This window comes from Enterococcus bulliens, assembly GCF_053761865.1.
This window is the reverse complement of the sequence record NZ_JBSMXK010000016.1, coordinates 24,872-38,106: the sequence shown is the minus strand read 5'-3', so window position 1 is coordinate 38,106 and position 13,235 is coordinate 24,872. Positions and strand designations below refer to the sequence as shown.

Below are 13,235 nucleotides of genomic sequence, written 5' to 3'. Positions count from 1 at the left end.
TCTAATTGTATTTCCATCCGTGTAATCAATTACTCAATCATATCTAGAGTTAAATTAGACTCTTCGGGAATAGACTTTACTTGATACGCATCCTTTAGTTCGTGTATCATTTCAGCCATTTTATTTCGATTCATTTGATCAAAACGGATCGTATTCTTTTTCCAAACAAAACTGTATTTATTGGCATCAGCTAGCAGTTTAGTCCCATCAATAAACAAAGCATTATCAATTAAATAACGTTCTCTTAAGTAAGTAACCAAAGTGTCTAAGCTAGTTTGAAGAAGTTCATCCATTTCAGAGGAAAAACAAAAACGAGCAATTGTCCGATAGGACGTGAACTGTTCTTCTGTCAACCATCATGCATAAAGATTTGCATCTGCCAACCGTTCAATTTTACGACTTGTAAATGTTTCTCGTGTATAAGCAAATAAAATAAGTTTGAGTACGTTTCTTGCGTTATATAATCGAGGACGACCAAAAAAGTATTGATCTTCAATTGGAAGTGAATTAACCAAGTCGTTAATAAAATAAGCAACGTGATTTTCTTTTGGTATAAAGTGAATTTTCATTTCTGATATCGTAGATTTCATGGTATAATTTGTATACATTTTGTTAGTCCTTTCAGGAGGATTATGTTGAGAAACATCGGCTGCATCCGATGTTTCTTTTTTTATTTAGTTTAACAAAAATCGCATCGAAGAGGAAAGTTTTCCTTTTCGATGCGATTTTTGTTAAACTTATGTCACAGCCTCTTTTTAATTACGTTTTTCTTTTGACAACACGATACTAGTGTAGATCAAAATTGTAGCAAAATAATATAAGGCATAAAGAACGATAAAGATTGTAAATGGAATCCAAATATTATGATAAGGCTGAGTAAGGAAGTTTTTAAACATTTGTAAACCAAATAATACATGGATACTTCCTAAAATACCCGGTAATAAGAACAAGATGCCGATTTCTTTAAAAATCGCGCGTTTTAATAGACTTTGTCTTGTACCGATCTTGCGAAGCATTTCATAGCGAATGGTGTCACTATTCGCTGAAGATAAGATCTTAAACATCAAGCAACTAGCGAGCATCGTTAAAAAGGCGATTCCTAGGAAGAAGCCCATAAATTCAAATCCTGAAAAGAACGTATTGTACAGGTTGTACACATAGTATTTTTGAGAAAAACTATTTTGTCCTTCAGCACCACCTAACGAAGGATTATTTTTTTCATTTTCCTCGATTAATGTTTTGATTTGAGGTAGGATCGTTGTAAAATCTGCAACATTGATCACTTGTAACTGACTCTCATCTAGACCTAAAGTGTCAAAATCGGCTTGACTGATTAGCTTGATTTGTTTTTCTTTTTGTTCTGGTAATTCAAGATCTTGTAAGGATTTTTGAGCTTGTTCATCTTGTTCCATTTTAGCAGCATCATATTTTAATGTTTTATCATTGACTTCACGTGATAAAAAGACAGATTGATCTTTTTGCTCAAATGGATGTTGATCGAATTGTTCTTTAATATAATAAACCGTCGTGTCATCGTATTTTTGATCATACGTCACATTTAAAGTAGGATCTAATTTATTGATTTTTTGTTGATCGATTTTTTGAGCATTATTTAATACGATATCATATGTTGCTGCCGTATTTGTAAACGTCATGATTTGATTACGAAATCCTAATCCGACAGTCAATGCACCTAATGCTAGTGCGAATAAAATCGAGACCATAGACAGAATCTGTGTAAAATCATGAACACGAAAACTTAATTGTGAAAGTGTGAAATTATTTAATTTTTTGAATACAACTACATTAGATTTTTTTAATAAACTAATAACGAAAATCACTACTGAATGGAAGATTAAATAACTTCCTAAGATAATTGTTACTAAAGCGATGATTAGTCCCATAATTTGGAATTTTACGATTTCAGATAAAACATAGTAGCCAATCGCTAATGAAAGCAAACCAATGACTGTTTCAATAAATACTAAGAATGGATTGCGTTTAAACCGAGTAGGTGTTTTTTGTTCATTTAGTAATTGTAAAATCGATTTTTTCACGATCGAAGAGGCATTGATCATCGATGCAATCAAAAAGACTGCAATAAAAAAGATTAATGTAACGAGTAGTGCAGAGGTATTAAATGGTGTGTAATGACTAACTACGATTCTCATTTGATTTACGAGCAATCGATTGACTAAAGCCGTTAATCCTACACCTACAACCATACCAACGACTGTGGCTGCGATACCTGCAACAAATGTTTCAATAAAAATCATTTGCGCAATTTTACTTGTACGTGCGCCTAGCATCATCAACATCGCATACGTCTTTTGCCGTAAGGTCATTAAAAAGGAATTGGCATACAGAATATAGACAAACGTGATGATCCCTAATAAAACTGTACCTAAATGAAAGACGATACTGACGAAACTTACAGTATTACTGTGTTCAAGAAATTCTTTATTAGTGGCTAGACTTTCAAACATATAAAAGATCGCCGCCGCAATCGCAAGTCCAGAAAATAAAATCATATAATCACGTAAACGCGTTTTCATACCCGTCAGAGAGAGTTTCCAAATCATACTGGTTCCTCCTACTGTTCCAGATTTCCAAGAGTGGTCAAGATCTCTTGGTAAAATTGATTTCGTGTTTTTCCATCACGTGTTACTTCTTTGTGGATGACACCATCTTTAATAAATAAAATTCGTTTACAATAACTAGCAGAGAAAGGATCATGTGTTACTAGTAAGATCGAGACTTGATCTTTTTGATTCAATTCTTCCATCATGTCCAGAAGGTCTTTCGCGCTTTTTGAATCTAACGCACCGGTTGGCTCATCACCAAGTAAGATCGCAGGTTGCGTGATCAACGCACGTGCTGCAGCCACCCGTTGTTTTTGTCCTCCTGATAATTCAGTAGGGTATTGTGTCAGGATCTTTGTAATGCCTAGTCGCGTCGCAACGGTTTGGATCCGTTCTTTGATTTCTTTAGGTTTTACACCTTGTAGAGACAACGGGATCGCGATATTTTCACTAGCTGTCATAGTTTCTAATAAATTAAATTCTTGGAAGATAAAACCAATTTCTTTGGCGCGAAAATCGGCCAACTTATCGCCTTTTAATGAGGTTAAGTTACGGTCATGGATCGTAACTTGACCAGCTGTTGGTTGATCTAAAGTAGATAAAATATTCAATAATGTTGATTTACCAGAACCAGATGCTCCCATGATCCCAACGAATTCACCTTTTTTTACTATAAAATCGATTCCACGTAATGCATGTGTTTGTTTTTCATTTTTTTTTCCATAAACCTTTGTTACTTCTTTTACTTGAACAATTGTTTCCATAAGTTCCTCCTGTAAGTTGTAGTTAAAATCGATTGCGAGTATTTTAAAACTCTGCGATCGGTCTTTTTTTCTTTATATTAGTTGATTGATTCTAAAACCTCTAGGGACTTAAGAGGTATTTTTGATTTTTCGATATCATTTGGGCCACTAACGATTCTTGTTTTACTGATTTCTGCTGAAATATACTCACCTGGTGTCAACGGTTGTGGATCTTCACCGATTAATGTATAACCCATCTCGACTTTTTCGCCTTTAGGTGTAACAAAAGTGAACGTATAATCATAGGAATAAGAATTTCCTATAACTTTTCCATTTGAATCTTTTGTTTCATGTTTTTTAGGAACCGTCGTCGGAACTTTTGCATAAGCTTCGTGTCCGTTATACGTATTTTGATAATATTGAAAGCCAAAGAATCCCACTACAACGACTGCTACGATTACGATAATCCCAATAATTTTTTTCATTTAAAAATAACCCCTTTACTTAATTGATATCTCTATTATGCCGTCTTTATGTTTAAAAAACCATAGAAACAACTAACAGAAGTGTTAGAATAGCGTTTTCTTGGAGTAGAATAGCTAAAAAAGATTCTAAAACATTGATAAATTAGGAAACTATTTCATTAAAAGAATCTTAAGAGAGAACTTAGATAGGATGTGTAGCTTATTTTTCTAGTGTAATTTAGCTTCGTCAAGATGTTGTCTAGAGGGGTTTTATGCTATGCTAGAATTGAAAAAACGAAAAGGAGTTCAATCAAGATGAACGAAACGATTCAGAATTTAAAAGCCCATGTATCTGTGCGTGCTTTCAAGGATACGCCGTTATCCGATGAAATAAAAGATGTATTGATCCAAGCAGCACAAAGCGGGTCTACATCTAATTTTGTACAAGCATTCTCGATTTTAGAGATTACTGATCCTACTTTACGTAAACAACTAGCTGAAATCACAAATAGTGCTGCATATGTTGAAAAAACGGGAACTTTTTATGTTTTTGTAGCGGATCTTTACCGTCATGCGAGGTTATTAAAAAACAATGGTCAATCACTTGAAGGTGCAAGTAATATAGAAGCGTTACTTGTCGCAGTAGTTGACGCTACGATTGCAGCTCAAAATATGGCAGTAGCTGCTGAATCGTTAGATCTAGGAATCTGTTACATCGGAGGGATTCGTAATGATATTCCTAAAGTAGCAGAGTTGCTAGCATTACCTGATCACACGTTGCCTTTATTTGGGATGACGATTGGAATACCTGTTCATAAGAACGAAACCAAACCGCGTTTACCACAAGCAAATGTAGTAGCTGAAAATACTTATCCTAAAGCAACTTTTAGTGATTTCTCAGCATATGATGCGCAATTAGAAACGTATTATGGTGCACGCAGCAGCAATGCTCAAAAAGCTGATTTTTCTTCTAAAATGACTGAATTTTTTGGCGTGATACGTCGTAAAGAGATTGCTGCATTTTTAGTAAAACAAGGATTTGATCTGAAACAATAATAGAAAAGAGGATGAGTATGTATATCAAACCATCGAAAGTAGCGATCGTTGGAACTGGTCTAGTGGGTTCTTCAACTGCTTTTAGTTTAATTACACAAGGTGTTTGTGATGAAGTACTATTGATCGATATCAATGAAGAGAAAGCCGCAGGAGAAGTGCGTGACTTGCGTAATTCGATTCGTTATTTAGACCGTAATGTGAAAGTCAAAACGGCAACGTATGCTGATTGTAAAGATGTCGACATTATCGTGATCACAGCAGGTGCGCCACCCAAAGCCGGACAAACGCGTTTGGATACGTTAGATTTAAGTGCTAAAATCGTCAAATCAATCGTAGAGCCAGTGATGGAAAGCGGATTTGATGGGATCTTTTTAGTCGTCTCAAATCCTGCTGACATGATGGCCTACTTAGTGTACCGCTTGTCTGGATTACCAAAAAACCAAGTCATCGGTACGGGTACTTCTGTCGATTCAGCACGTTTACAAAATTTTGTCGCAGATCTAGTTGATGTCGATCCTCGTAGTATCTATGCCTATGCAATGGGGGAACATGGTGATTCATTGATGGTTCCTTGGTCGACAGTGACCGTTGCTGGAAAACCGATTTTTGATGTGATCAAAGATAATCCAGATATCGTCGGTGAAGTCGATCTAGCAGATCTTGTCACAAAGACGACTAAAGAAGGCTGGGAAATCTATAACCGTAAAGGAACGACTTATTATGGGATCGCTTCTGCTTGTGTAGGGATCATCAAAGCTATTTTATTTGATGAAAATTCGATTATTCCAGTTTCGACTTTATTAGAAGGCGAATATGATGAAGAAGACATTTACGCGGGTGTGCCGGTCGTGTTAAATCGTGAAGGTGTATTTGATGTATTAGAGATGCATATGACGACAGAAGAACAAGCCCAATTTGCACATTCAGCTGACGTGATCCGTACGTATACTGAAAAAATTCGTTCGTATATCGACTGATTCTTGATGAAAAAAAGATTGACAAACGATTAAAATAAGATTATAGTTTTCGATAACTTCATATAATCATTGCGTTGAAAAGAAGAGTACACGAAGATAAAAGCCAAGAGAGTTCCTGGATGGTGAAAAGGAATGTTTTAGAATCGTCGAAGATGGTCTTTGAGCAATTCATAGGTGAGTAAGTATGAGCCTGTGACGGATGTGCCCGTTAGCGCAACCTAGTATGATGGTACTAGTCGAGGTCGTTCTTTGTAAAAAGACGATAAACAAAGGTGGTAACACGAAAGCATTCGCTCTCGTCCTTTTCTATTTAGAAAAAGATGAGGGCTTTTTTTATTTTAAAAGGGGGAATTGATTATGAAAACAACAACAAAATGGGGATTAGCAGCACTAGGATTTGTCGCGACATTTGTATTAGGAGCATGTGGTTCAAGTGCTTCTGGACAAGAAGACGATACGAAACTTGAAACAAAAGTCGTTGGAGTAGCGCCTGGACCGTACGGGGAGATGGTAACAGATGTGATCAGTCCATTATTAAAAGAAAAAGGCTTTGTATTGGAAACGAAATTATTCAATGATTATATCCAGCCAAACAAAGCATTAGCTGGCGGACAGATCGATGCCAATCTATTCCAACATACATCTTATTTAGAAAAATTTGCTAAAGATAATGACTTAAAATTAAGCGTCGTGCAACAAGTGCCAACACTAGGCATGGGGCTATATTCAACCAAATTAAAAGAATTATCAGAGATCAGTGATCAACAAACGATTGCGATTCCAAATGATGCATCTAATCTTGCTCGTGCGTTAAAATTGTTAGCAGCGAATGACTTGATCACGTTAAAAGCAGATATCGATGAAACGAAAGCGACCGTCAATGATATTGCGACCAATCCTAAAAATCTAACGATCAAACCTTTAGAAGCGGCTCAATTAGTTCGTTCGCTTGATACCGTAGATGTAGCAGCAGTTCCTGGGAACTTTGCTTGGGCAGCGAAATTGGATCCAGCTGATGCGTTGGCTTTGGAAAAACTAACAGATAACTACAAAAATGTCTTTGTTGTCCGTACAGATGAGAAAGACAGTAAATTTGCTAAAGCAGTCAAAGAAGTTTTAGATAGTAAAGCGTTCCAAGAAAAAATCGCTGATTCACCATTTAAAAACTTCGAACATCCTGCATTTTGGAGTGAGCAAAAATGAGCAGAGCCATAAAATTAGTCTTAAAACAAGTCAATGTAACGTATACCAAAGAGAACACGACCGTCTATGCGGTCAAAGATGTCGATCTTACCGTTTATCAAGGAGAGATCTTTGGGATCGTGGGATTGAGTGGTGCAGGGAAAAGTACTTTGATCAGAACACTAAATGGCTTGCAAAAACCATCGAGTGGCCAGATCTTGATCGATCAAGAAGATATCGTACCGCAAAAAGGGAAGGCACTACGTCAAACGCGTCAAAAAATCGGAATGATTTTTCAGCAATTCAATCTGATCACCAATCGGACAGTGGCACAAAATTTGCTGTTTGCATTAAAAGCCAGTCACTATCCAAAAGAAAAACGAGAAGCACGGGTACGTGAATTATTACAACTTGTCGATTTAGAAGAAAAATATGCCGCGTATCCTAATGAACTATCTGGTGGTCAAAAGCAACGGATCGGTATCGCCAGAGCTTTGATCAATGATCCTGAGATTTTACTTTGTGACGAAGCGACGAGTGCACTAGACGTCGAAACGACAGAAGAAATCTTAAAATTACTAAAAAAGATCAATCAACGGTTAAACTTGACGATCGTATTTATCACCCATGAATTAGAAGTGGCCCATCGCTTATTTGATCGGATGGCAGTTATGGAAAATGGTGAAATCGTTGAACTAGCAGAAACGTATCACTTATTTGCTACACCCACACATGAATTAACTAAGCGATTAGTCGGACGATATTTTGATCTAGATTTTCCAGAAGAGTTAGATCAGCAACTGTCAACAGGAACTTTGATCGAACTACGGTATCAAGGGACATTTGCACTGGAACCACTTATCTCGGAAATCTCCAAACAATTTCCGGTCACAATCAGCATCGTGCATGGAAAGATCGAATATATCAAAGGTCAAGCGATCGGAATCTTACTCGTTCATTTGCAAGCCGAGACAAAATATAAAGCTTCGGTTTTAGAAGTACTAGCAGATCGTGTAGCGCAATGTACGATTATTAAGGAGGTCGCTTGATGGAAAGTACGTCAGAAATTTTACGATTATATTTGCCAAAAGCTTTGTTAGAAACGGCAGAAATGGTTGGTATCTCAACGATCGTTGGTGTAGTAGTTGGTGGTTTGGTCGGCTTACTTCTTTTTTTAGCAAGTCATGAACTATTTATCAAAAATCGGGCCTTACATCGAATCGCAGGATTCATTGTCAATGCGATCCGTTCTTTGCCATTCTTGATTTTACTAGTGACGTTATTGCCAGTATTAGCCTTGATTTTAAAAGATCCGTATACGCCATTGGGTGGTGCGCTTGCTTTATCGATTGCGGCGATTCCTTTTTTTGCCCGAATCGCCGAAGGAGCTTTTGCAGATATCGATCCAGGAGTTTTAGAAGCTAGTGTGGCACAAGGGGCTACGATCCCTCAAATCATTTTCAATGTATTGTTACCAGAAAGTCTGCCAGCATTGATCCGCGGAATCGTACTTACGATCATTAGTTTATTGGGATACTCGGCGATGGTCGGTACGATCGGAGCCGGTGGGATCGGTGACTTGGCGATTCAATACGGGTACAATCGCTATGAAACTGGTGTCTTGTTGAGTGTCATTTTACTTCTTGTCATATTAGTGCAGATCATTCAATGGACTGGCGATAAAATCGCGAGCTATTTTACCCACTAGATCAAACGTTAGCTTCTCATTCAATGGAGAAGTTAGCGTTTTTTTGTCATGTTTTTCTAAAGCTTTCGTCACGATTTTTTCATAGAAACTTGCTATAATCAAGAGAGTATCTGAGCTATAAGGAGGAGTTACCATGGTCTATCGTTGTCAATGGGTAAAAGAGGATCCAATCGAACAAGCTTACCATGATACAGAATGGGGAAAAGTCCATCAAACAGATGAAGCATTGTTTGAAGCACTGACTCTTGAATTGATGCAGTCTGGCCTAAGTTGGTCAACGATCCTAAAAAAACGGGCTAATTTTACCGCAGCATTTGCGAACTGGTCGATTCCAGAAATCGCACAACTCACCCCTGAAAAAGTCGATGAACTGATGGAAAATCAAGGGATCATACGTCACCGTAAAAAAATCGAAGCCGTAATTGCAAACGCACAAGCCGCACAAGAATTACAAGTAACATTTGGTGATTTGGCGACTTATTTTGCAACATTTACGGTCTATATGCCCGACCCTAAAGAGACGGCGCTTTTTTTGAGTAAGGAATTAAAAAAACGAGGCTTTAAATTTGTTGGACCCACAACGAGCTACTCGTTCATGCAAGCTGTAGGAATGGTCAATGATCATGAAAAACAGTGTGCATTTAGAGAGGTATGACCTGTATTAACAAGTATTTAAAATGGACTGGGATTAGTATCATCGGTCTTTTAGTAGTATATCTGATGATCTCCTATTGGTTTATTAGTTTTTTATTGATTTTAGCGCTAGTGCTTTTAGTCGTTCAAACAGTGCTCGCTAAAAAATATCATTTTCGTAACCGTTTGTCGCTCTATTTAGTATTGACGATGTGTTTTTGGTTGAGTGCGACACTAGTCGTTAGCCAACTACATATTCCTAAAGTCGTAGCGGTTCATCGTTTATTTCAAACGACGAAAAAAGCGACTGATACTAAGCAAGAAAACGAATTGGCAAAAACGACGGACACGCTAGAGACGCGTTTGAAAAATGCTTGGCAACCAATTTTAACCGAACAAAAAAATCCAGTAAGTATCGCGATTTGGGCAGATGGTCAATTGATTACTGATCAAAATAGTAACGAGCATTTTTATACCGCAAGTATCGTCAAAGTAGCTGTCGCGACCCTTTTATTGCATACGATCCGTGAAAATGGGGAGACCCTTGATGAAGATGACTTAGAGCCTTTACGTTCAATGATCGAAGATAGCGACAACGAGGATACAACCTATTTATTAGATGAAAAAGCAGGTGGTTTAACTGCGTTACAAGCTATGTTTGATACCTTGAATATGAACGATACGAAAGTCGATGAAGAGAGTTGGGGATTGACTCAAACGACAGCAAGTGATCAAATCAAGTTGTTACGGACTGTTTTTGAGACTTCTGATTATTTAACAAAAGACGAACAAGCTCAGATCCAAGAGTTGATGCGAAATGTTTCTGATGAGCAACGTTTTGGGATCGGCACACTTTCTGAGAATGTTGCCTTAAAAAATGGCTGGTTAAATGATGAAAAAGAAGATGGTAGTGAAACGTGGATCGTCAATAGTATCGGACAAGTCCCAAGTAATGATACACCGTATTTGGTGGCGATCCTATCTGCGGATAACGATACAATGGAATCGGGTGAAAACTTATTAGCAAGTCTGGCCGCAGCAAGTAATAACGTGTTGAATTCAAAATAACTTGCGCTTTTTTATCATTATGTTATGCTATCTAGGAACAAAAAAATTGAATGATTCACAAAGGGGAGTCCATCTGGGCTGAGAATGAGCAGTGCTCTAAACCCTCTGAACCTGTTTCGATCATGCGAACGTAGGGATTGTGAGAGTGACATAAATGTGTCCTCCTTTGTGGATTCAGACAAAGGAGGACTTTTTTTGCAACAAAAAAATCGGATATGGGTGGAAGGAACGATCATGGCAGCACTGGGAATCGTGTTGTCTTTTATTCCACTAAATATCGGCAGTAGTTTTTCAATATCTTTAGGTCAGATCCCACTGATCGTATTTGCTTTGAGACGTGGAGTCAAAGCAGGAATGGCGGCAGGACTTGTTTGGGGATTATTGCATTTTGTAACAGGGATAGCTTATTTCTTAACACCGGTTCAAGTCGTACTAGAATACCCAATAGCAGATGCTTGTCTGGGATTAGCCGGGATATATGCAGTTAAACTGCAAAATGGCTTAACACGAGATAACCGTCATCAAGTAACGATCGCCGCAATTCAAGGTGTGTTTTTAGGCACATTTGTACGTTACATTTTTCATTTTATCGCGGGTTGGATCTTTTGGGGAGCTTATGCTCTTTGGGGAATGAAGCCGTGGCTCTTCTCACTTGTAATGAATGGTGCCAGTGGACTAGCAACAGCACTGGTTACGATGATTGCCGTATTGATTTTATTAAAGATTAGTCATATTTTTCAGCCAAAATAAAATGAACCGAGAGCGATCGCTCTCGGTTCATTTTTTCACAAAGGTAAAGATAATGGACAATTAATAATTACGTTCAAGTAATTGTCGGGTTAGTTTTTCGATTTGGTCACGAGCAGGACCTTGTGGTAATTGTTGAATACCGTTTAATGCTCGCTCAGTATAATCTCTAGCAAAGGCTTTGGCTTTTTCTACACCATCATAGTGATGAACAAGTTTGGCTACTTGTTTGGCATCTTCTGGTGTCAGTTGTTCCTTTTTGTCTAACAAAGGTTTAAATGCTTCTGCGTGCTCTGATTTTGCTAACAGTAGCGGCACAGTGTAGACACCTTGCGCTAAATCTTCTAAAACCGGTTTTTGTAAGACTTCTTCATCAGCCGTGTAGTCTAAGATATCATCATAAACTTGGAATGCGATCCCGATATTGCGGCCGATCTCACCAGCTAATTTTTCGATTTCTTGTGAAGTTTGCCCAAAATGAGCCCCTTCTAAGCAAGCTAACCAAAATAATTCCGCCGTTTTACCATCGACGCTTTGAACATAATCTTCGATCGTTTCATTTTCTTTAAAGCGGTTGTTCATTTGATCAAGTTCACCTAGTAGCAATTGTTTCATTGCTTGAGCGTTGGTTTGCATAAATGGTGAGCCGTTCATCGTATCGATCAGTAACTCAAAAAATAAAGTAAATAGTAAATCCCCAGTATAGACAGCTACGTCTTTACCATAGTGCGATTGTACAGTGATCACACCACGACGTAGTGGAGAATCATCGATAATATCATCATGGATCAATGTTGCCATGTGAAGTAATTCAATTGATGCCGCAATTTTTGCTAAGCGGTCTTTGTCTTGTTTTGTACTATCTCCCAATTCAGCAAATAAAAAAAAGAAGGCTGGACGAAGGTATTTGCCACCTGCGCGGCTAAATTCAACCAAAGTTTCTTGGATTTCTTTGTTACGAATCGTCATGTGTTCTTCTAAAATTGAGCAAACGACTTGGAGTTTGCTCTGAATTGTAGGATAATCGTTCCAGTATGAGTGCATAATACAGCCCTTTCGGTAGTTATAATAGGATAGTCATATTCTACCTTATTTTCTATCAAATTGGCTAATTTTATACAACTTGTAACAATTCAATGAAAGGAGAAGCGTATGTCATTAAAAGTATTCTTAGAATTAGTAGAATTTAAAGCAAAAACCGCAAGTGTGTTACCATTTTTGATCGGATTGTGTTATAGTTGGTATCATTACCGGTCCATTCATCTCGGATTTGTTCTAATTTATTTTCTTGCAATGTTTTTATTCAATATGGCCGTCGATATGCTCGACAACTATAACGATTACCATCACGCAACAGATGTTCATGATTATCGCGAAAAAACCAATATTATTGGTCGGGAAAATCTATCGGTTCGCTTGGTGTTCTGGCTGATGACCAGTATGATTATCGTTTCCGCAATTATGGGATTGACCCTTGCGTATTTTGTTGGCTGGCCACTTTTTTGGATGGGATTATACTGTTACTTAGTAGGAATTTTTTATTCATCTGGTCCTAGACCTTTGTCTAGCTTGCCTTTAGGCGAGTTTTTCTCTGGGTTTACCATGGGCTTTATGATCTCATTGATTTGTGTGTACTTAAACACGTATGAATCGTTTGAATGGAATTTTTCAAGTATTTCCAGTATTTTTATTATAGCATTGCCGAATACACTGTGGATTGCAAACTTAATGCTTGCAAATAACACATGTGATATGGAAGAAGATGAGAAGAATAAACGGTATACATTAGCACATTATTTAGGACGAAAAGGTTCATTAAATTTATTTGTGTTTTTTAATCTGTTTGCATTTATAGGAATTATTGCGTCTGTACTATTGCAATTGGCACCTGTAACAGTTTTATTATCACTAGTGATTGTGCCTTTTGTTTACAAACAAACGAAACTGTTTTTAGCAAAACAAGTGAAAAGAGAAACATTTATCTGTGCTATTCGTATTTTAGCTGTCGGATCGGCTGTGCAAGTACTAACTTATCTGTTGGGTATCTTAATTTAATTTTTATTATAGAAAGAAGA

The 13,235-nt window shown here is 37.5% G+C and carries 15 protein-coding genes, 1 riboswitch and 1 other annotated feature; of the genes, 9 read left to right on the top strand and 6 right to left on the bottom strand.

Going from position 1 to position 13,235, the window contains the following annotated elements; genetic code table 11:
• Nucleotides 1–29: 29 nt before the first annotated feature.
• From ACWOEC_RS08905 to ACWOEC_RS08885, 5 genes are all read right to left on the bottom strand, one after another.
• A complete protein-coding gene (locus tag ACWOEC_RS08905; RefSeq protein ID WP_455307525.1) occupies nt 30–353 on the bottom strand; it encodes a hypothetical protein in 324 nt (107 codons plus the stop codon).
• Between the two features lie 3 nt (nt 354–356).
• Complete coding sequence (locus ACWOEC_RS08900; protein ID WP_455307523.1) at nt 357–515, bottom strand: hypothetical protein; 159 nt, start codon at nt 513–515, stop codon at nt 357–359.
• A gap of 240 nt (nt 516–755) precedes the next feature.
• Entirely contained in the window at nt 756–2,582 is a 1,827-nt protein-coding gene (locus tag ACWOEC_RS08895) for an FtsX-like permease family protein (RefSeq protein ID WP_455307521.1), read from the bottom strand.
• A gap of 11 nt (nt 2,583–2,593) precedes the next feature.
• A complete protein-coding gene (locus ACWOEC_RS08890; protein ID WP_438765921.1) occupies nt 2,594–3,346 on the bottom strand; it encodes an ATP-binding cassette domain-containing protein in 753 nt (250 codons plus the stop codon).
• Nucleotides 3,347–3,423: 77 nt separating this feature from the next.
• Entirely contained in the window at nt 3,424–3,810 is a 387-nt protein-coding gene (locus ACWOEC_RS08885) for a DUF1093 domain-containing protein (protein WP_455307518.1), read from the bottom strand.
• 294 nt (nt 3,811–4,104) lie between these two features.
• On the opposite strand from ACWOEC_RS08885, the gene nfsA reads away from it, so the two are divergent.
• The 8 genes from nfsA to thiT all read left to right on the top strand — a co-directional run bounded on the left by nfsA (nt 4,105) and on the right by thiT (nt 11,163).
• The gene (gene nfsA, locus ACWOEC_RS08880) at nt 4,105–4,845 is read left to right on the top strand and encodes an oxygen-insensitive NADPH nitroreductase (RefSeq protein ID WP_455307516.1); all 741 of its coding nucleotides are present in this window, start codon (nt 4,105–4,107) and stop codon (nt 4,843–4,845) included.
• A gap of 17 nt (nt 4,846–4,862) precedes the next feature.
• Nucleotides 4,863–5,822, top strand: a complete 960-nt coding sequence (locus ACWOEC_RS08875; protein ID WP_297079278.1) for an L-lactate dehydrogenase — start codon at nt 4,863–4,865, stop codon at nt 5,820–5,822.
• 65 nt (nt 5,823–5,887) lie between these two features.
• Nucleotides 5,888–6,129 (top strand) — a binding site (T-box leader).
• A 50-nt stretch (nt 6,130–6,179) separates the two neighbouring features.
• Complete coding sequence (locus ACWOEC_RS08870; protein WP_455307514.1) at nt 6,180–7,025, top strand: MetQ/NlpA family ABC transporter substrate-binding protein; 846 nt, start codon at nt 6,180–6,182, stop codon at nt 7,023–7,025.
• The gene (locus ACWOEC_RS08865) at nt 7,022–8,053 is read left to right on the top strand and encodes a methionine ABC transporter ATP-binding protein (protein ID WP_455307512.1); all 1,032 of its coding nucleotides are present in this window, start codon (nt 7,022–7,024) and stop codon (nt 8,051–8,053) included. The genes ACWOEC_RS08870 and ACWOEC_RS08865 overlap by 4 nt, the downstream gene beginning before the upstream one ends.
• The gene (locus ACWOEC_RS08860; protein WP_297079271.1) at nt 8,053–8,712 is read left to right on the top strand and encodes a methionine ABC transporter permease; all 660 of its coding nucleotides are present in this window, start codon (nt 8,053–8,055) and stop codon (nt 8,710–8,712) included. The genes ACWOEC_RS08865 and ACWOEC_RS08860 overlap by 1 nt, the downstream gene beginning before the upstream one ends.
• Before the next feature lie 133 nt (nt 8,713–8,845).
• Nucleotides 8,846–9,367 (top strand): DNA-3-methyladenine glycosylase I, encoded by a 522-nt coding sequence (locus ACWOEC_RS08855; protein WP_455307510.1) that lies wholly within the window; start codon nt 8,846–8,848, stop codon nt 9,365–9,367.
• The gene (locus tag ACWOEC_RS08850; protein ID WP_455307508.1) at nt 9,364–10,413 is read left to right on the top strand and encodes a serine hydrolase; all 1,050 of its coding nucleotides are present in this window, start codon (nt 9,364–9,366) and stop codon (nt 10,411–10,413) included. The genes ACWOEC_RS08855 and ACWOEC_RS08850 overlap by 4 nt, the downstream gene beginning before the upstream one ends.
• Nucleotides 10,414–10,464: 51 nt before the next feature.
• Nucleotides 10,465–10,567: riboswitch (TPP riboswitch) on the top strand.
• An 80-nt stretch (nt 10,568–10,647) separates the two neighbouring features.
• Nucleotides 10,648–11,163 carry an energy-coupled thiamine transporter ThiT gene (gene thiT / locus ACWOEC_RS08845; protein WP_455307585.1) on the top strand — a complete coding sequence of 172 codons (516 nt, stop codon included), beginning with the start codon at nt 10,648–10,650 and terminating at the stop codon, nt 11,161–11,163.
• Between the two features lie 60 nt (nt 11,164–11,223).
• On the opposite strand, the gene ACWOEC_RS08840 is transcribed toward thiT, so the two are convergent.
• Nucleotides 11,224–12,204: a polyprenyl synthetase family protein gene (locus ACWOEC_RS08840; protein ID WP_455307506.1), complete on the bottom strand. Its 981-nt coding sequence runs from the start codon at nt 12,202–12,204 to the stop codon at nt 11,224–11,226.
• Nucleotides 12,205–12,312: 108 nt separating this feature from the next.
• Between ACWOEC_RS08840 and ACWOEC_RS08835 the strand changes: the two genes are divergently transcribed.
• On the top strand, nt 12,313–13,215 hold the full coding sequence (locus ACWOEC_RS08835; protein ID WP_455307504.1) for a 1,4-dihydroxy-2-naphthoate polyprenyltransferase: 903 nt from the start codon (nt 12,313–12,315) through the stop codon (nt 13,213–13,215).
• The last annotated feature ends 20 nt before the right edge of the window (nt 13,216–13,235 follow it).